The sequence below is a fragment of the Couchioplanes azureus genome, assembly GCF_014648355.1.
GTDB classification, from domain to species: Bacteria; Actinomycetota; Actinomycetes; order Mycobacteriales; family Micromonosporaceae; genus Actinoplanes; species Actinoplanes azureus.
Genome location: NZ_BMQY01000004.1, coordinates 599,210 through 617,416 on the forward strand (window position 1 = coordinate 599,210; position 18,207 = coordinate 617,416).

At 74.8% G+C, this 18,207-nt stretch carries 15 protein-coding genes; 7 read left to right on the forward strand and 8 right to left on the reverse strand.

Annotated elements, in window-relative coordinates; translation table 11 throughout:
• Positions 1–5: 5 nt before the first annotated feature.
• Complete coding sequence (locus IEY99_RS17830; protein ID WP_189204534.1) at positions 6–479, reverse strand: nitroreductase/quinone reductase family protein; 474 nt, start codon at positions 477–479, stop codon at positions 6–8.
• A gap of 57 nt (positions 480–536) precedes the next feature.
• On the opposite strand from IEY99_RS17830, the gene IEY99_RS17835 reads away from it, so the two are divergent.
• Together IEY99_RS17835 and IEY99_RS17840 are read left to right on the forward strand one after the other, a co-directional pair.
• Positions 537–1,337, forward strand: coding sequence for a DinB family protein (locus tag IEY99_RS17835; protein ID WP_189204535.1), 801 nt, complete (start codon positions 537–539; stop codon positions 1,335–1,337).
• Positions 1,338–1,422: 85 nt separating this feature from the next.
• Positions 1,423–3,474, forward strand: coding sequence for a PAS domain-containing sensor histidine kinase (locus IEY99_RS17840; protein ID WP_229798871.1), 2,052 nt, complete (start codon positions 1,423–1,425; stop codon positions 3,472–3,474).
• A gap of 32 nt (positions 3,475–3,506) precedes the next feature.
• Here IEY99_RS17840 and IEY99_RS17845 read toward each other — a convergent pair whose 3' ends face one another.
• From IEY99_RS17845 to IEY99_RS17860, 4 genes are read right to left on the reverse strand one after another with little or no spacing between them, the layout of a single operon-like run.
• Positions 3,507–3,869, reverse strand: coding sequence for a DUF2203 domain-containing protein (locus tag IEY99_RS17845; RefSeq protein ID WP_189204536.1), 363 nt, complete (start codon positions 3,867–3,869; stop codon positions 3,507–3,509).
• Between the two features lie 30 nt (positions 3,870–3,899).
• Complete coding sequence (locus tag IEY99_RS17850) at positions 3,900–5,351, reverse strand: ATP-binding protein (RefSeq protein ID WP_189204538.1); 1,452 nt, start codon at positions 5,349–5,351, stop codon at positions 3,900–3,902.
• Positions 5,352–5,392: 41 nt separating this feature from the next.
• Entirely contained in the window at positions 5,393–6,070 is a 678-nt protein-coding gene (locus tag IEY99_RS17855) for a response regulator (RefSeq protein WP_189204540.1), read from the reverse strand.
• Positions 6,067–7,365 (reverse strand): sensor histidine kinase, encoded by a 1,299-nt coding sequence (locus tag IEY99_RS17860; RefSeq protein WP_229798927.1) that lies wholly within the window; start codon positions 7,363–7,365, stop codon positions 6,067–6,069. The genes IEY99_RS17855 and IEY99_RS17860 overlap by 4 nt, the downstream gene beginning before the upstream one ends.
• 143 nt (positions 7,366–7,508) lie before the next feature.
• Between IEY99_RS17860 and IEY99_RS17865 the strand changes: the two genes are divergently transcribed.
• Positions 7,509–9,692 (forward strand): MMPL family transporter, encoded by a 2,184-nt coding sequence (locus tag IEY99_RS17865; RefSeq protein ID WP_189204544.1) that lies wholly within the window; start codon positions 7,509–7,511, stop codon positions 9,690–9,692.
• A gap of 45 nt (positions 9,693–9,737) precedes the next feature.
• Here the strand turns inward: IEY99_RS17865 and IEY99_RS17870 are convergent, their stop codons facing one another.
• Both IEY99_RS17870 and IEY99_RS17875 read right to left on the reverse strand, forming a co-directional pair.
• Complete coding sequence (locus tag IEY99_RS17870; protein WP_189204546.1) at positions 9,738–10,220, reverse strand: SLOG cluster 4 domain-containing protein; 483 nt, start codon at positions 10,218–10,220, stop codon at positions 9,738–9,740.
• Positions 10,221–10,241: 21 nt separating this feature from the next.
• Positions 10,242–10,862: an RraA family protein gene (locus IEY99_RS17875; RefSeq protein ID WP_229798873.1), complete on the reverse strand. Its 621-nt coding sequence runs from the start codon at positions 10,860–10,862 to the stop codon at positions 10,242–10,244.
• Positions 10,863–10,991: 129 nt separating this feature from the next.
• Here IEY99_RS17875 and IEY99_RS17880 point away from each other — a divergent pair, with 129 nt between their 5' ends.
• The 4 genes from IEY99_RS17880 to IEY99_RS17895 are packed head-to-tail and all read left to right on the forward strand — an operon-like array spanning position 10,992 to position 16,570.
• Positions 10,992–12,140, forward strand: coding sequence for a DUF2786 domain-containing protein (locus tag IEY99_RS17880; RefSeq protein WP_189204882.1), 1,149 nt, complete (start codon positions 10,992–10,994; stop codon positions 12,138–12,140).
• A gap of 47 nt (positions 12,141–12,187) precedes the next feature.
• Positions 12,188–12,568, forward strand: a complete 381-nt coding sequence (locus IEY99_RS17885) for a hypothetical protein (RefSeq protein WP_189204548.1) — start codon at positions 12,188–12,190, stop codon at positions 12,566–12,568.
• Positions 12,569–12,585: 17 nt separating this feature from the next.
• Positions 12,586–15,285, forward strand: coding sequence for a caspase family protein (locus IEY99_RS17890; protein ID WP_268245127.1), 2,700 nt, complete (start codon positions 12,586–12,588; stop codon positions 15,283–15,285).
• Positions 15,286–15,298: 13 nt separating this feature from the next.
• Positions 15,299–16,570 (forward strand): extracellular solute-binding protein, encoded by a 1,272-nt coding sequence (locus IEY99_RS17895; RefSeq protein WP_189204552.1) that lies wholly within the window; start codon positions 15,299–15,301, stop codon positions 16,568–16,570.
• A gap of 85 nt (positions 16,571–16,655) precedes the next feature.
• Here the strand turns inward: IEY99_RS17895 and IEY99_RS17900 are convergent, their stop codons facing one another.
• A complete protein-coding gene (locus tag IEY99_RS17900) occupies positions 16,656–18,176 on the reverse strand; it encodes a M1 family metallopeptidase (protein WP_189204553.1) in 1,521 nt (506 codons plus the stop codon).
• Positions 18,177–18,207: the final 31 nt, after the last annotated feature.

Here is an 18,207-nt window from a genome sequence, read left to right on the forward strand (position 1 = left end):
GCGGGTCAGTCCGCGGGCACCAGGCGGAAGATCCGGATCTCCCGGCCGTCGGCCCGCCGCGCGTAGGCGGCGTAGCCCGGCCAGATCTCCTGCACCATCCGCCAGAGGCGGTCGCGCTCGGCGCCGGTGGTCAGCGTCGCCCGCACGCCGAACTCCCGGTCCCCGACGGTCACCCGGGCGGCGGGGTCCGCGATCAGGTTCGCCGACCAGGCCGGGTGGTGCGCCTGGCCCCAGTTGGAGCCGACCACCACGTACGCGTCGCCGTCGGTGGCGTACAGCAGCGGATGTGTCCGGGGCAGGCCCGACCTGCGCCCGGTCGTGGTGATCAGCAGCGAGGGCAGCTCGTGGCGGCCGATCACGGACCAGCGGCCGCCGGTGAGCCGGTAGAGCCGGCCGTCCAGCGGGGCCAGCCGCCGGCCGAGGGAGGCGAACCAGCGCCGGCTGCCGAGGCGCCGCAGGAGGGCGGTGTAACGCGACATCCGCTCAGTATCGTCCCCGGCCGCCACGGGACCGACGTTGACGTTAGGGTCGTGCCCATGGCCGAATTCGTCGGTGACGATCTCCGAGGTTCCCGGTTCGACGGTGTCGACCTGGCCGGCTCGCGCTTCCGGCGTATCACCCTCAACGGCGCCGAGTTCCGCGCCACGGATCTGATCGACGCACGCTTCCACGGCGTGGATCTCAGCGGCGCCGTGTTGCGCGGGGCGCGCCTGGAGGGTGTCGACATCTACGGCGAGCTCGGCACCCTCACCATCAACGGCGTCGAGGTCAGCGGATACGTCAACGCCGAGCTCGACCGGCGTTATCCCGACCGGGCCGCGATGCGCCCGGTCGACGCGGACGGCTTCCGCCGGGCCTGGGACGTCGTCGAGCGCCTGTGGGCGGGCACGGTCGAGCGGGCCCGCCGCCTGGACCCGGCCCTGCTGCACGAGTCGGTCGACGGCGAGTGGTCCTTCATCGAGACCCTGCGGCACCTGGTGTTCGCCACCGACTCCTGGATCCGCCGGGTGATCCTCGGCGACCCGTCCCCCTGGGACCCGCTGGACCTGCCCTGGGACGAGATGCCCGACACCCCCGGGATACCCCGCGACCGCACCGTCCGGCCCGACCTGGAGGTGGTGCTCGCGCTGCGCCGCGACCGGATGGCCACCGTGCGCCGGGTCATGGAGGGTCTCAGCGACGAGACGCTCGACGGCCACACCGAACCGGTCGAGGCGCCGGGTTGGCCGGCGTCCTTCAGCTTCCCGGTGCGCGAATGCCTGCTCTGCATCCTCACCGAGGAATGGGAGCACCGCCTCTACGCCGAGCGCGACCTACAGATCCTGGAGGCCGGCTGACGCCCGGATCAGCGTTTACGCCGGTGGGCATGCGTCTCTTTTGCGTAGTATGGGGGAGATCTGTTGATCTTCATGAGGCGGCAGCGTGGGCGAGAGCCAGCCTGACATCGACTACCGGGCGCTGTTTCGCGGCTCGCCGGCGGGAATGGTCGCGCTGAGCCCGGAGCTGGTGATCATGGACGTCAGCGACGCGTACCTGGCGGCCACCATGCGGACCCGGGAGGAGCTGGTGGGGCGGCCGCTGTTCGAGGCGTTCCCGGACAATCCCGCCGACCCCGCGGCGGGCGGGGTGGCCGCCCTCGACGACTCCCTGCAGCGGGTGCTGCGCGACGGCGTCACCGACATGATGGCGATCCAGAAGTACGACATCCCGCGACCGGGCGGGGGGTTCGAGACGCGCTACTGGGCGCCGGTCAGCGCGCCCGTCTTCGGCCCGGACGCCCGGCTGGCGTATGTCGTGCACCGCGTGGAGGACGTCACCGCCTACGTGCAGGGGCGGCAGGAGGAAGCCGGGCCGGGTGAGCGCGCCGACCAGCTGGAGACCGAGGCCTTCGACCGCAGCCGCCTGCAGGAACAGCACCGCACCCTGCAGGCGCTGGCCGACAGCCTGGACACCGCGGTGATCGGGTGCGACACCACCGGCCGGCCCGTGCTCTCCAACGAGGCCGCCCGCACGCTCACCGGGGACCGCCTCCGGGGCGCACCCGCCGAGCAGTGGCCGCGGCGACTGCACCTGCACGAGCCGGACGGGCGGCCCCTGTCCGCCACGGACCACCCGCTGGTGCGTGCCCTGCACGGCGAGCACGTCCGCGACGCCGAGGTCGTCATGCGGCCGCCCGGGGCGCCGCCGCGGATCTTCCGCATGCACGGCCGGCCGGTCACCGGCCGGCCCGGGCTCGCCGCGGTCGTGACGATGCACGACGTGACCGTGCACCGCCGCACCGCGCGGCTGAAGGAGTGCGAGCTCCAGGTGGGGAAGATCATCTCAGCGGCGGCGCCGACCGACGACGTCATGACCCACGTCGTCCGGGTGATCGGCGCCATGACCGGCTGGGAGGCGACGGAGTTCTGGACCGTCGACGAGGTCGCCCAGGTCCTGCGCCGCACCACCTGCTGGGCCGCCCCCGGCAGGGACCTCCCCTGCCGGCTGCCCGACCCGTTGCCGGCCTACCGGGGCCTGCCCGGCCGCGCCTGGCGCACCCAGCAGCCGGCGTGGACCACGGACCTGTCCGCCGACGCCGGCCAGGCCGCCGACTGGGGGCCGCTGCGCGCCGCCCTGGCCGTCCCCGTGCCCAGCGGGTCCGACATGCTCGGCGTGCTGGTCTGCTACAGCGACACCCCCGAGGTCCCCGACGACACCCGCACCGCCCTGCTGACCGGCATCGGCGCCCAGGTCGGCGGATTCCTCGAACGCCGCCGCGCGCAGAGCCTCGCCGCCGAGCTGGACCGCACCCGCGACGAGTTCATCGCCCTGGTCGGCCACGAGCTTCGCACGCCGCTGACCAACGTGCAGTCCTACGCCGACTTCCTGCTGGACGATCCGGGCGTCGCCGGCGACCACCGGCAGATGCTGGAGGTGATCCACCGCAACGCGGCGAGCCTGCAGACCGTCGTGGCCAAGCTGCTCGATGTGGCCGGGCTGCGCTCCGGCCACATCGACCTGCATCTGGACCGGACCGACCTGGCCGAGATCGTGCGCGCCGCCGCCCGGAACGCCCGCACCGGCGACGGCATCACCGTCGACGTCAACGCGCCCGCCGCCGTGCCCGTCGACGGCGACCCGCACCGGCTGCGCCAGGTCGTCGACGAGCTGCTGCACAACGCCCTCACCTGGGCCACGGACGGCTCCACCGTCGGCATCACCGTGCACACCGACGAGCATGCGACCACGCTGGCCGTGTCCAACACCGGCAACCGGATCCCCGCCCAGGAACGCGCCCACCTGTTCGACCTCTTCTTCCGCGGCGACGCCGCCCGCCACTGCGGTGTACCCGGCGCCGGTCTCGGCCTGACCCTGGCCCGGGCCATCGTCGAGCAGCACGGCGGCAGCATCAGCGTCAACGACCCCGCCGAGTCGGCCACGGTGTTCACCGTCCGGCTGCCCACCCGCCTACCGCGGACCGCGGACGGCCGCTGACCGCCCGGGCACGGCCGGCGTCGCCGCGTGCCTCACGGCAGCCGGCGGCGGCCGGCGAAGCCGAGGTCGGCGCGGTGGTACCAGGAGAGCTCCGCCTCGCCCTCCAGCCAGCACAGCAGCACCGGTACGCCGTCGAGGTCGGCGGGGAAGTCGACCAGCAGCGGGGCCACGCCCTTGAGCTCCGCCCCGGTCTGCTGGACCTGCGTCATCAGCTCGTTGAGCCGGGCCTCCGCGGCCTTGCGCTCCGGCAGGCCGCCGAGCGGCGTCGGCTCGCCTCCCACGGTCAGGGCGGCGGTGAGTTCCACCATGTCCGCCCGGACCACGACGATCTCGTCGAGCACCGGCCGCAGCCGGGCCAGCTCCTCACGTGCCTCCGCCGGCGTGAACAGACCCATGGTGAGAGTCTGTCACCCCCGCCGGGCGGGTCAGCGCTGGCCGAGCAGGTCCCGGATGCTCGACGTCAGGTCGCGCTGGCCGATCGGGTCGACCACGCCGCCGGTGCGGGCGTCCTGCATCGCCTTCGCCAGCTGGACCCGGCGCAGCGCCTCCTTGATGTCCGCGCCCGTCATGCCGTGGCTGAGCCGGCCGAGCTCGCCCAGGTCGAGGTCGCCGGCGAACATCGTGAAGCCCGGCTCCTCGTGGGCCGCCGCCAGCTGGGCGATCATCTTGCGGAAGATCTCCGCCCGGCCGGTCTCGTCGGGCTTCGGTACGGAGATCTTGACGTCGAACCGTCCGGAGCGGATCAGGGAGTCGTCGACGCGGTGCGGGAAGTTGGTCGTCGCGACCACGATGACGGCGGGGTTGGCCTCGATGAGGTCGTTCATCTCCTGCTTGAAGATGCCCGCCACCGCGTTGATCGCCTGGCTGGCCGCGTCGCCGCCCGCGCCGGCGTAGCTGATGATCGAGTCGAACTCGTCGAAGAGCAGCAGCGTCGGCACACGGTAGCGGCGGGCGTCGCGGAAGATCTGCTTGATGTTGCGTTCCGAGCCGCCCAGCCACTTGTCGAGGATCTCGGGCGTGCGGATCTCGCGGAAGTCGGCGCCGATCTCGTTCGCCAGGGCCCGTGACAGCATGGTCTTGCCGGTGCCGGGCGGCCCGTACATGAGGATGCCCTGCGGGCGGCGCGCGCCCCAGCGGGCCATCGCCTCGGGATGGCGGAACGAGACCGCGATCTGCCGCAGCTGCGCGACCACGTCGGCGAGCCCGCCCACCTGGTCCAGGGTGACCTCCCGGGTGGTGGTCGCGACCGTCGGCAGGTTCTCCCGGGTCACCACGTAGCGGCGCCCGGCCAGCGGCTCGGCGGACGGCGGCAGCAGCTCGGCGACGGCCTGCAGGAGCAGCCGGACCATGGCGGTGAGGTGCTCGGGGCGGACCTCGTCGCGGGGCACCTCGGCGCGCAGGCGCACCAGGCCGCCGCCGGACTCGTGGGTCACGGCCGCCTGCAGCCCGGCGGCCGCGTCGGCCAGCACCGCCGTCTGCGGCTCGGCGGCCGGGTCGCCCGGGCGGTCGAGACCGAGTTTCCGGTACGCCGCGACGGCCACCGTACCGACCCCGTCCACGATGCGGGTGGCGATGGGGTCCCCGGCGGCGATGCGCCTGGCGAGCAGGGTGCCGACCGGGTCGTTGCCGAGCACCACGGCCCGGATGCGTTCCTTGTGCGGCAGGTCGGCGGCCGTGGTGCCGATCTCGGCGGCGAACACGTGCACCGGACCGGCCGGCGTGTCCGCGCTGGACACGGTGAGCTCGACCCGGCGGACCGGCGGCGGGAACGTGGCCCGGCGCAGCAGCTCCACGGGGTTGACCCGGGCGGCGGCGAGGATGGTGCCGGCCTCGACGATCTCCACGGTGGCGCCGGCGTACTCGAAGGACACGGTCATGGCGGCCCCCTCCCGCATCCCAGGATGACACAGGCGCGGGCCTAGGGCAGGGCGTCACCCTGGCGGACCAGCCCGCTCTGGTACGCGAGCACGACCAGCTGCGCCCGGTCGCGGGCGTCGAGCTTGGTCATGGCCCGGTTCACGTGCGTCTTCGCGGTCAGCGGGGACAGGTGCAGCCGCTCGGCGATGTCGTCGTTGGACAGTCCGTGGGCGACCAGCACCAGGATCTCCCGCTCCCGCTCGGTGAGCAGGTTCAGCGCCGCCGGCCGGGGCGCACCCTCGGGCCGCAGGCTGGTCAGGAAGCGGCTCACCAGGCCGCGCGTGGCCTTCGGCGACAGCAGCGCCTCGCCGCCGGCCACCACCCGGATGGCGTGCAGCAGCTCCTCGGGCGGCACGCCCTTGCCGAGGAAGCCGCCGGCGCCCGCCTGCAGGGCCAGCACGACGTTGTCGTCGTTCTCGAAGGTGGTCAGCACCAGGACCCGTACGCCGGCGAGGCTGTCGTCGGCCGCGATGCGGCGGGTCGCCTCCAGCCCGTCCATCCGGGGCATGCGGATGTCCATGAGCACCACGTCGGCCCGCGCCGTGCGGGCCAGCTCGACCGCCTCCCGGCCGTCGCCCGCCTCGGCCACGACCTCGAGGCCCGGTTCGGAGTCGATGATCATCCGGAAGCCCGCGCGGATCAGCGCCTGGTCGTCGGCGAGCAGGACCCGGATCGTCACGCGGGCTCCTCGCCGGGCAGGCGGGCACGCAGACCGGACACGACCCGGGAACCCGGCCCGCCGGCCGGCCGGGCCGCGGGCCGCGAGGCCGCTGCGGCAGCCGGCCCGGCGGCCGCTGCGGCGGCGGGCCCGGCGGGCGCCGCGGCCTCGGTGGGCAGGACGGCGTGGACCCGGAACCGGCCGTCGTCCGTCGGCCCCGCGGTGACCTGCCCGCCCGCCGACGCCGCCCGTTCCCGCATGCCGAGCAGGCCGTAGCCCGAGCCCGCCGGGGCCGGGACCAGCCGCAGGCCGTTGCCGATCTCGAGGATGACGCCGCTGGGCGCGTACTCGACGAGCAGGTCGGCCGAGCCGTCGCCGTACCGGTGGGCGTTGGTCAGCGCCTCCTGCACGATCCGGTACGCGGCCAGGTCCACCATCGCGGGCAGCTCCCGGGGTTCGCCGCGGCGCCGCAGGCGTACCGTGAAGGCGGCCGTCTCCAGGCCCGCGAGCAGCTCCGGCAGCCGGGCCAGGCCCGGCGCGGGTTCGGTGCTCTCCCCCTCGTCGCTGCCACGCAGCACGCCCACCACGGACTGGATCTCCTGCAGCACGGCGTCGGAGGCCTCGCGGATGTGCGCCAGCACCGGAGCGACCTGCTCCGGGCGGCGTTCCAGCACGTGCGCCGCGGCACCGGCCTGCACGCTGATCACCGCGATGTGGTGGGCCACCACGTCGTGCAGCTCCCGGGCGATGCGCACCCGCTCGTCCATGACCCGCCGGCGCGCCTCCTCCTCGCGGTTCTGCTCCGCCCGGCGGGCGCGCTCCTCCACCTCACGCACGTACGCGCGGTGCGTGCGCGCCGCGTCCCCGGCCGCCGCGGCCAGGAAGATCCAGGCGAACAGGCCGAGCGTCTCCACCCGCCACCAGTCGCCGGCGGAGACGACCAGCCCGGTCCCGTAGATCAGCGAGGAGGAGACCAGCGCGCAGATCCAGCCCTGGCGGCGGCCGGTGTGCGCGGCGATGGAGTACGTGATGACGCCCAGCGCCGCGATCAGGCCGGGGTTGCGCACCTCCCGCAGCACCGCGCCGACGGAGGCGGCGGTGCACACGCCGAGCGCGAGGTACGGCCGGATCCGGCGCATCAGCACCGCCACGAAGGCCACCCCGGCCACGACCACGTCGTTGGGCGACACGAGGTCGTCGACCGTGGCCTTGAACACCGCGGCGGCGAGCACCAGCGCGAGCAGGACGTCGAGCAGCAGCGGCTGGTCCGCCACGTCCTTGACCGCGCGGAGCCGCGCGATGTGTCTGGTCTGCATCACCTGAGGACCCTACGCGGACGGCGGCGCCCGCACGTCCTCTCCTCGTGGTAGCCGGAGCAGGCGGAGATACCGCCACCATGGTACGGCGGTGCCTGCGTCCGGACGACGCTTTGCGGCCCCTCCGGCGGCACGGTGAAGCGATGGCTACCTACCTCTATCGCCTCGGCCGGTTCGCCTTCCGCCGCCGGGCGCTGGTCCTCACGATGTGGCTCGCCCTGCTCGCGGTCCTGGGGGTGGGCGCGGCCACGCTGTCCGGGCCGACCGCCGAGAGCTTCAGCATCCCGGGCACCGAGGCGCAGCAGGCGCAGGATCTGCTCGCCGAACGGTTCCCGCAGGCCGGCGCCGGCGGCGCGGAGGCCCGGGTCGTCTTCGCGGCACCGGCCGGGGAGAAGCTCACCGACCCGGAGAACCGCGCCGCGATCGAGGCCACCGTCGCCCGGCTGCGTACCGGCGCCCGGGTCGGTGCGGTCACCGATCCGCTGCCCACCGGGATCAACCCGGCCGGGACGGTCGCGTACGCGCAGGTCACGTACAAGGTGCGGGCGGATGCCCTGACCGGGCAGGACCGGGAGGTGCTGAGCGGCGCCGCCGCGGCCGGCCGGGCCGCGGGGCTGACCGTCGAGACCGGTGGCGACGCCCTGCGGGAACCGGCCGGTCAGGGCGTCGGCGAGGTGGTCGGCTTCCTGGTCGCCGCCGTGGTGCTGCTGGTCACCTTCGGCTCGCTGGTCGCGGCGGGCCTGCCGCTGGTGACCGCGGTCATCGGGGTGGGCGCCGCGATGGCCGGCATCCAGATCGTCTCCGGCTTCGTCGATCTGAGCAGCAACACGCCGACGCTGGCGCTGATGCTCGGCACGGCGGTCGCCATCGACTACGCGCTGTTCATCGTCTCGCGCTACCGCCACGAGGTGGCGGCGGGGCGGGCGGGCATCGAGGCGGCCGGCCGGGCGGTCGGCACCGCCGGGTCCGCGGTGACGTTCGCCGGCCTGACGGTGATCATCGCCCTGGCCGCCCTGGCCGTGGTGAACGTGCCGGTGCTGACCCAGATGGGCCTCGCCGCCGCGGCCGCCGTCGCCGTCGCCGTCCTGATCGCCCTCACCCTGCTCCCGGCGCTGCTGGGCTTCGCCGGCGGCCGGGTCACGGGCCGGCACGGCCGCGCGCGCGATCCGGAGGGCGACGACGCCCGGCCCACGGCGGGACGGCGCTGGGCCCGGCTGGTCACCCGCCGGCCGGTGCCGGCCCTGCTCGGCGCGACGCTGGCCCTGCTGGTCGTCGCCATCCCGGCGCTGGACCTGCGGCTGGGACTGCCGGGCGACAACATGTCCGGGCCACAGACCACCCAGCGGCGGGCGTACGACATGCTCACCGCGGGGTTCGGCCCGGGCTTCAACGGACCGCTGCTGGTCGTGGTGGACGCGGGCCCGGGCGCCGACGCGAAGGCGGTGGCCACCGAGGTGGGCACCGCGGTCTCGGGCCTGCCGGACGTCGCCAAGGTCGGCCCGGCCGCCGTCAACCCGGCCGGCGACACGGCGATCCTCCAGGTCGTCCCGCGCAGCGCGCCGGACAGCCGGGAGACCACCGACCTCGTGCACGCCATCCGGGACACCGACGAGGCCCTGCCGGGCGAGATCCTGGTGACGGGGACGACCGCGTTGAACATCGACATGTCCGCGAAGCTGGGTGCGGCGCTGGGTCCGTACCTGGCGGTGATCGTGATTCTGGCGTTCCTCCTGCTGACCGTGCTGTTCCGGGCGCTGCTGGTGCCGCTCAAGGCGATCGCGGGCTTCCTGCTCAGCGTGGCCGCCACCTTCGGCGCGGTCGTGGCCGTCTTCCAGTGGGGCTGGCTGGCGGGTCCGCTCGGCGTGGAGCAGACCGGCCCGGTGGTGAGCCTGATGCCGGTCGTCCTCATCGGCATCGTGTTCGGCCTGGCGATGGACTACGAGGTCTTCCTCGTCAGCCGCATGCGCGAGGAACACGTGCACGGCGCCGCGCCGGGGCGTGCGGTGGTGAACGGCTTCGGCCACGGCGCCCGGGTCGTCACGGCCGCGGCCGTCATCATGATCAGCGTCTTCGCGGGCTTCGTCCTCTCCGACGACTCGATGATCAAGTCGATCGGCTTCGCGCTCGCGGCGGCCATCCTCCTCGACGCGTTCGTGGTGCGGATGACCATCGTGCCGGCGGCGATGGCGCTGCTGGGGCGGCGGGCCTGGGCGCTGCCCCGGTGGCTCGACCGGATCCTGCCGGACGTGGACGTCGAGGGCGACCGGCTGCGCGCCGGGCCGCACGCCCCGCGGCCCGAGCCGGAGCTCGTCGCCGCGGACCGCTGACCGGGCCCCGGGCCGCCGGCAGGCGGCCCCGGGGCGGCCGGGGTCCTACGGCGGCGGCCCGGCGGCGAGCGCCTCGGCGACCGCCTCCTCCGGCGTGCCGGCGTACCGGATGCCCGGCACGGCCTGGCCGTCCTCCTGCACGACCCGCCAGCCGCCGAGCGCGACCACCGGGATGCCGCCCCGGCGCATGGCGAGGGCGATCTCGCTGAGGGTGCCCCACGAGCCGCCCACGCTGATCACCGCGTCCGCGCTCCACACGATGATCGCGTTCCGGGCCTCGCCCATGTTGGTCACGACGGTGGCCGACAGGTCGCCCGGCACGCCCGCGCGGCCGTCGTCCGGCCGGACGCCGACGACCAGCCCGCCCCGCGACCGGGCACCGGCCGCCACGGCCGCCATGACGCCCTCTCCCCCGCCGCAGACGACCACCACGCCCCGCTCGGCGAGCAGCTCACCCACCCGCCGGGCGTTCTCGGCCTCGGCGCCCGTGCAGGCCCGGGGCCCGCACACGGCCACTTGCCGGGCCACGCCGTCCTCCTCCCGCGCCGGTCAGAGGTGCCGGCCGTGGTCCCGCAGCGCCTTCTCGACCCGGGTGCGGTGCGCGGCCTCCCAGTCGTCGAGCGACTCGCCCTCCTCCTTGGCGAGCCGGGTGCGGGCGGCGGCGAGCACCTCGTCCCGGCGGCGGTGCGGCACCACCACGACGCCCTCCTCGTCGGCGACCACCACGTCACCGGCCGCGACACCGACGCCACCGCAGCGCACCGTGCCGCCGTGCTCGCCGAGCGCCGTCTTGGTCCCCGGGATGGGAACGACCCCGCGGGCGAAGACCGGGAAACCGGCCTCCCGCACCTCGCCCAGGTCCCGGATCAGCCCGTCGAGCACGAACGCGGCGATGCCCCGGCGCTGTGCCACCGCGCACACGTTGCCGCCGGCGAGGGCGTAGTCGAGATCGCCGGACTCCACGACGACGACGGCACCCGGCTCCGCCTGGTAGATCGCCGCGTGCAGCATGAGGTTGTCGCCGCGCGGGCACCGCACCGTGAACGCCGGCCCGGCGACCCGCGGTACCGGCGCCCAGAGCGGCCGGATGCCGATGTCCATGACCTGCTCCCGGCCGAGCACGTCGGCCAGCGTCGTCGGCGGGATCTTCCGGAAGTCGTCGCTACCCACGTCGTCCCCTTCTTCGCGGTCGGGACCGCTGCCCGCCCGGTCGGGCCGGCGAGGCGCGGCCGGGCTGCCCGGGCACGGCGCACCTGCGCCGGGGCGGTCGCGAAGTGACCCTACTAGCCTGGTCGGGTGATGTCGGTGCGGGAGACGGTCGCCGAGGTGCTGGCCGGCCGGGTCGGGTACGAGGACGGCCTGGATCTGCTGACCGTCGCGCCCGCGGGTGCGGTCGACCCCGTGCTGACCCGGGCGCTGTTCGAGGCCGTGGCGCGCCTCGCCGGGCAGGGCTGGCAGCCGGCCGAGTTGCAGCGGGTCGTGGCGCGCCGGGGCGACGCGGTCCAGGCGCAGCTGGTGGTGGACGCGATCGCCGCGCACCTGCGGGGGTTCCCCGCCCGGGCGGTGGATCCGCGGTGGCGGGCCCAGGCCGAGGAGCTCGGGGCGCGGGTGTGGTGGGGCGACGACGACGGCTTCCCCGCCCAGGTGGTGCGGCGGCGGCGCACCGACCGGATCGCGCTGATCGACGCCTTCCTCGGGGTGCTGCGGGTGCTGGGCGGCCTGCCGCGGCTGGACGTGCTCATCCCGCCGCCGGGGCGGGTCGTGCGCGACGCGCCCGGTGCCCGCAACGAGGCGCTGCTCAACCGGGTCCGGGCCCTGCTCGCGAAGGCGGAGGCGACGACGTTCCCGGCCGAGGCGGAGGCGTTCAGCGCCAAGGCGCAGGAACTAATCTCGCGGCACAGCCTGGACGAGGCGCTGGTCGGGGCCGGGGACACCGAGGTCACGCCGTTCGCGCGCCGGATCGGGGTCGACCATCCGTACGAGAGCGAGAAGGCGTCCCTGCTGGACGCGGTGGCCCGGGCCAACCGCTGCCAGGTCGTGTGGTCGCCGGAGTTCGGTTTCGCCACCGTGTTCGGCTTCGACGCCGACATCGACGCGGTGGATCTGCTGCACGCCTCACTGCTGGTACAGGCGCACCGGGCGATGGCGCGGGCCGAGCCGCCCGGCGGCAAGGCCGGGCGGGCCCGGCTCAGATCGTTCCGGCAGTCGTTCCTGATCGGGTACGCCGTCCGCATCGGCGAGCGCCTCGCGGAGGCCGACCGGGCGGCACTGGCGCACTCCACGGACGCCGCCGCGCTGCTGCCCGTCCTGGCGTCGCGGGAGACCCAGGTGCGCGAGGCCCGGGAGCGGGCGTTTCCGCGTACGGTGCGCGGCCGGGGTTTCCGGGTCGCCAGCGAGGAGGGGTGGGAGTCCGGGCGCACCGCCGCGGACCGCGCGACCCTGCACTGAAGATCACGGACAGTCGGATCTTGACTCCACTGTGTATGGTGCACAGCGTGGAGACGACATCCGTGGCGCGCATCACAGTGGTGGCCGGCGACCCGGCCGCCTCCGACGAGGCCGCCCAGCGGCTGATGAAGGAGCTGCACGGCCTGAGCGAGGTCGTCGCGGTCGAACCGGCGGCGATCCCCGGCGCCGACGGCGGGCGGTCCGTGGACGCCCTCGCCGTGGGCGCCCTGCTGCTCACCATGGCCGCCACCCCCGAGGTGCTCGGCACGGTGCTGACCTACCTCGTCGAGTGGCTGCAGCGGCAGGGCAACGACCGCGGCATGCTCAAGTTCCGGCTGGGTGACAAGGAGCTGGAGATCACCAACGCCACCCCCGCCGAGCGCAAGCGGCTCATCGACGCGTTCCTCAGGGAGTTGAGGCGACGCTGACCCACCGACACGCGCTCATCCTGGCCTCGGAGCACTACCGCGACCCCGCCTACTCCGAGCTGCCCGGCACCACCGCCGACGCCGAGGGCCTGCGGGAGGTCCTCGGCGATCCGCGCGTCGGCGACTTCGAGGTCACCGTCCTGCGCGATCCGGGCGTCCTCACCGCGGGCCACCAGATCAAGCGGTTCTTCTCCCGCGCCGCCCCGGACGACATCCTGCTGCTCTACATCGCCGGGCACGGCGTCCGCAACGACGAGGGCAACCTCTACTTCGCGGTCAGCGACACCGTGCCCGACCTGCTGTGGGTGACGGCGCTCGCGGCCAAGGACATCACCCACGAGATGGAGACCAGCCCGGCCCGCCGGATCGTGGTCCTGCTCGACTGCTGCTATGCGGGCGCCTTCGACGACCGCAAGGACCTGGACCACGCCGGCCCCCGCCCCGCCCCGGCCGCGCCGCCGGTCGGGTCCGCCGAGACCGCCGGCCCGGGTGCCTTCACCGCACCGCCCGCCGACGACGCGCACGTCCGCGGGCAGGTGGTCATCGCCGCGGCGACCAGCATCCAGCAGGCGATCGAGGGCAAGACCGGCGGCCTGTTCACCCGGTGCGTGGTGCACGGGCTGCGGACCGGCGAGGCGGACCTCAACCGCGACGGCGAGGTGGACGCCCACGAGCTGCACCTGTACGTGGACGCGCGGATGCGCACGCTCGGCGCCGGGGTGGAGCAGCATCCGACGTACTCGGTGCACCGGCTGCAGGGCATGCTGCGGGTCGCGCACCGGGCGACCAGCCCGCCGCCGGTCCCGCTCCTGCGGCAGCCCCCCGCCGAGGCGGAGCCCGCCAGTTCGCCCGGCTCATCCGAACCCGACCCTGCCGACGCCGAATCCTGCGATCCGGGGGCGCCCGAGGGCGGGCCTCCCGGGCCGCATCCCGGCGGCGGGGCGGGTCGCGCTCGCGCGGGAAGCCGGCGGTGGACGCGGATGCCGCTGTTCGTCGCGGCCCTGCTGCTGTCCGGCTGCGGGGTCCAGGCCGACAGCCCGCTCGCCCGCGACGGCTGCCCGCTGCCGACGCACCTGCGGGTCGCCGCCGCGCCGGCCGGGCTGAGCGCGTACCGGGAGCTGGCCGCGGCGTTCGAGGACTGGGTGGCCGGGCAGCGCCACGGCTGCCGGTCGGTCGACCTGTACGTCTACCCGGTCACCGCCCAGGAGATGGTCGACGGGCTCGAACACGGCTGGGGGCAGGACCGCGACGGGCGGGCGTTCCTGCGCGACGTCGGCCCGCACCCGGACGTCTGGCTGCCCGGCGCCGCGACCGACGTGCCGGCGTTCAGCCCGCCGGCCTCCGAGATCGTGACCGCCGTCGCCGAGGTGGCGCGCACCCCGATCGTGCTCGGCGTCCCGCTGCGGTCGGCGGTCCCGGAGGACGCGCGGCGTGCCACCCGGACCTGGCCGCAGCTGTTCGACCTCGCCGACCGCGCGAGCGGCGGCGACCCGGAGGGCGGCGGGGCGGGCATCGTCCGGGGCGACTTCGCGCTGTCGCCGGTGGCCCGGATGGCCACCGCCAAGCTCTACGCCGACGGCACCATCGATGCCGCGACCGCGCGCACCCGTTACGAGCACCGCCTCGAACAGGCGCTGGACAGCGGCGGCTATCCGGTCGGCGACGAGGCGCGCCTGCTCTGCCGCTCGCTGGCGCGCGGCAGCACCGCGACGATCCTCACCGAGCAGCAGCTCGTGCGCTTCAACCGCGGCGATCCGGCCGGCGACGCGTGCCCGCGGGCCACGGTGCCGCAGGGCGGCGACCGGCTGCGCGCCTACTACCCCTCGGACACCCCGGCGGTCCGGCAGGCCGTCGTGACCCTGGACTGGCCGCGGCAGGTGCAGGCGGGCACGACGCGGGCGTACGCCGGATGGTTCCACCGCTGGCTGCGCACCGATCCCGGCCGGGCGGCGCTGCTGCGGATCGGGCTGCGGCCGTACGCGTACGACGTCGGCGAGCCGCTCGGCACCGGCAACGGCGTGCTGGCCGACTGGCCGTTCGCGCGCGTGGTGCAGCCCGAGCCGGACGCGTTCGTGCGCCGCGCGGTCGCCGAGCGGTACGCCCGGGCCCGCCGGCCGGGGCACTTCCTGGTGGCGCTGGATTCCTCCGGCTCGATGAACACCGTCACCGCCGATCCGACCCGGACCCGGTGGGAGGTCGCCGTCGCCGCCGTGGAGCAGGCCGTCAGCCGGCTGGGCGGGCGGGACCGGCTCGGGCTGATCACCTTCGCCGGCAGCGGCAGCGGCAAGACCGGCGGCAAGACCGGCGCCGGCGGGAGCACAGGCGGCACGCGCGAGCTGCTGCCGCTCGCCGCGCCCGGCGACGACCCGGTCGGCGCCGTGCGCCGGGCGACCGCCGGAGTGCGGCCCGGCGGCGGGACCCCGCTGCACGAGGCCATCCGGCGCGGCGCGGCGACGCTGCGGGCCGGTCCGGGCGGCGCCGACCCGCGCCGCACGCTGGTGGTGCTCACCGACGGCAAGGACACCGGCGCTCAGCCGCGGCCGACGCCCGCGCAGACCGCCGGGGTTCGCATCGTGGTCATCGCGGTGGGCGACGTGGCCTGCGCCGACGAGGGTCTGCGCCGGCTCACCGAGGACACCGCGGGGCGCTGCTACGACGCCGGGCTGGGCTCGCCCGCGCCGGTGCTGACCCGCATGTTCCGCGAGATCTGGGAGTGAGGAGGAACCGCAGGTGCGCTTCCGGGGCAGACCGTGGTGGCTCTTCGCCGCCGGCAACCTGACCGGCGCCGCCCTGGCCGCGTCGGTGTTCCTGGTCGGGCCGCTGGCCGGGCCGGCCGAGCTCGAGCCCGGCGAGCTGGTCATCCTCAGCGGCCAGGACGACAGCACGGGCGGGCAGCGGCAGCAGCTCGTCAACCTGTGGAACGACAGCCATCCGCGCAACCCGGCCCGGATCGTCACCGTGCCGCAGGCCGCCGACGGGCAGTGGTTCGAGATGGCCAACCGGGCCGAGGACGCCGGGACCGACATCTTCAACCTCGACGTGGCCTGGACGGCGTACTTCGCCCGGCCGCCCCAGGGGCGCCGGCTGATCCGGCCGATCGACGAGTCGCTGCTGGCCGAGAAGCCGGACACGGCGTTCATGGCCAAGCCGCTGCAGACCTGCCGCTACGACGGCGAGCTGTGGGCGCTGCCCTTCAACACCGACGCGGGCCTGCTCTACTACCGCACCGACCAGGGGCTGAAGCCGCCGTTCACCTGGGCGTCGATCGAGCAGGCGGCCGGGCGCGACGGGTTCGCCGCCGCCTACACCGGCCAGCTCGCCGGGTACGAGGGGCTGACGGTCAACGTGCTGGAGGCGGTCTGGGCCGCCGGTGGCCGCCTGGACGTCGCGGCCGACGGACGGGTCGGCCTGGACCTCGCGGCGTGGGACGAGGCCGTGCGCCGGCTGACCCCGCGGCGGCAGGGACCGCCCGTGGTGCTGCCGGAGTCGACGACGTTCGACGAGACCGGCAGCCGCGGCGCCTTCCAGGACGGCCGGGTGCTGTTCATGCGCAACTGGCCGGTCGCGTACCGGGCGATGCGCGCCGGCGACCAGCCGCAGTCCGGCGCGCGGGTGCCGTTCGACGTCGCGAAGCTGCCCGGTCAGAGCGTGCTGGGCGGGCAGAACCTGGCGATCTCGGAGCGCAGCCGCAAGCCGCGTGCCGCCCAGGCGCTCATCGAGTTCCTGACCAGCCAACGCAGCCAGCAGATCCTCTTCGACCCGGGCGGGTTCGCCGCGACCCGGGCCGCCGTCTACGACGACGAGACGATCAAGCAGAAGTATCCGTACGCGCCGCTGTTGCGCGAGGCGGTCGAGACCGCGCGGCTGCGCCCGGTGTCGCCGCACTACGTCGCGTTCAGCCAGCGGCTGCACCAGCTGGTCTCGGAGGTCCTGAGCGGACGGCAGCCGCAGCTGCCGCGGGATCTGGCCGACCAGCTGACGCTGGCCCTGCGGGGCAGGTGATCCCCGCAGGGCCGCGGGACGTCGGTGCCGGCGGACGTCGGTGCCGGCGGACGTCGGTGCCGGCGGACGTCGGTGCCGGCGGACGTCAGTGCCGGTGCAGCAGCTCGTGGGTCCGCTGAATCTTGGCCCAGGACTTCGGCGCCGCGGGCGCCTTCGCCGCCGTCGCCGCCTTCGCCGCCGAGGCACCGGGCGCCTGCGCGGACGGGGCGGCCAGGGCCGGCTTGGACGGGGTGTAGAGCCAGGCCTGGAACAGGTCGTCGAGCTGCAGCCCGGAGACCTTCTCCGCGAGCGCGACGAACTCGGCGGTGGTGGCGTCGCCGTGCCGGTGGTCGGCCACCCAGGTGCGCAGGATCTCGAAGAAGGCGTCGTCGCCGACCGTGCGGCGCAGCTGGTGCAGGGTCATCGCGCCCCGGTCGTAGACCGCGCCGTCGAAGATCCGGTCCGGGCCGGGGTCGCCGGGCCGCACGGTCCAGAACTCGTCGGGCTGGGTGGCGTACAGGAAGTCGAAGATCTCGTCGGCCGTGCCCTCGCCCTGGTCCTGCGACCACAGCCACTCGGCGTAGCTGGCGAAGCCCTCGTTGAGCCAGATCTCCTTCCACTGGGCCACCGACACGGAGTCACCGAAGTACTGGTGCGCGTTCTCGTGCACCACCACCGAGGTGTTGGAACCGCCCCGGAAGAAGCCGGACCCGTAGGTGGGCCGGGTCTGGTTCTCGAGCGCGAAGGTCAGCGTGCCGGGCGGCGCCACCACGCCGCCGCGCGCGGTGAACGGCCAGGGGCCGAACTTGCCGGCGAGCCAGTCGGTGATCTCGGCGGTGCGCTCCACGCTGGACCGCGCGGCCGCGTCGAAGTCGTCCGGCAGCAGCTCGGAGTACGCGTTGATCACCGGCTCGCCGTCGGGCATGACGTCCCGGGTGATGTCGTACTGCCCGATCGCGATGAAGGCGAGGTAGGTGGCCTGCGGCTGGGCGGAGCGCCAGTACCAGCGGGTCCAGCCGAGCGTCTCCCGCGTGGGGTTGCGCGGCTGCACGCCGTTGCTGATCACCTCGACGCCGTCCGGCACCGCGACGGAGACGTCGAAGCTGGCCTTGTCCGACGGGTGGTCGTTGCTGGGGAACCACCACCACGCCTCCTCCGGCTCACCGACGGCCAGCGCGCCGTCGGGCGTACGGATCCAGGCGGTGAACCCGGCGGCGACCTTGTTCGACGGCACCCCGGAGTACTGCACGACGACGGTCATGGCCTGCCCCGCGGCGACCGACCGCGCCGGCGTGACGACCAGCTCGTGATCGCCCTGCCGGGCGAAGGCGGCGGGCCGGTTGTTCACCTTGATGGAGGCGACGTCCAGCACGAAGTCGAGGTTGAAGGAGCTCAGGTCCTGCCCGGCCGTCGCGAGGATGGTCGTCGTGCCGGTGAGCTGGTCGGTGTCCGGGTAGTAGCGCAGCCGGACGTCGTAGTGGGAGACGTCGTAGCCGCCGTTGCCGTAGTCGGGGAAGTACTCGTCCCCCAGGCCCGGGCCCCCGGGAGCGGGCGCGGCAACAGCGGGGGTGGCGGTGCCGGCGAGGGTCAACACCGTGGCAAGCGTCGCCACCAGTAGTCGTCGCACGGTCGGGATTCCTTCCGTCGGCGGACCGGAT

Excerpts from the sequence above, each read along its gene's own strand:
- IEY99_RS17860 (WP_229798927.1), bottom strand. The coding sequence starts at position 7,365 with ATGCAGACCAGACACATCGCGCGGCTCCGCGCGGTCAAGGACGTGGCG.
- IEY99_RS17845 (WP_189204536.1), bottom strand. The coding sequence starts at position 3,869 with ATGGGTCTGTTCACGCCGGCGGAGGCACGTGAGGAGCTGGCCCGGCTG.
- IEY99_RS17865 (WP_189204544.1), top strand. The coding sequence starts at position 7,509 with ATGGCTACCTACCTCTATCGCCTCGGCCGGTTCGCCTTCCGCCGCCGG.
- IEY99_RS17830 (WP_189204534.1), bottom strand. The coding sequence starts at position 479 with ATGTCGCGTTACACCGCCCTCCTGCGGCGCCTCGGCAGCCGGCGCTGG.
- IEY99_RS17835 (WP_189204535.1), top strand. The coding sequence starts at position 537 with ATGGCCGAATTCGTCGGTGACGATCTCCGAGGTTCCCGGTTCGACGGT.
- IEY99_RS17850 (WP_189204538.1), bottom strand. The coding sequence starts at position 5,351 with ATGACCGTGTCCTTCGAGTACGCCGGCGCCACCGTGGAGATCGTCGAG.
- IEY99_RS17880 (WP_189204882.1), top strand. The coding sequence starts at position 10,992 with ATGTCGGTGCGGGAGACGGTCGCCGAGGTGCTGGCCGGCCGGGTCGGG.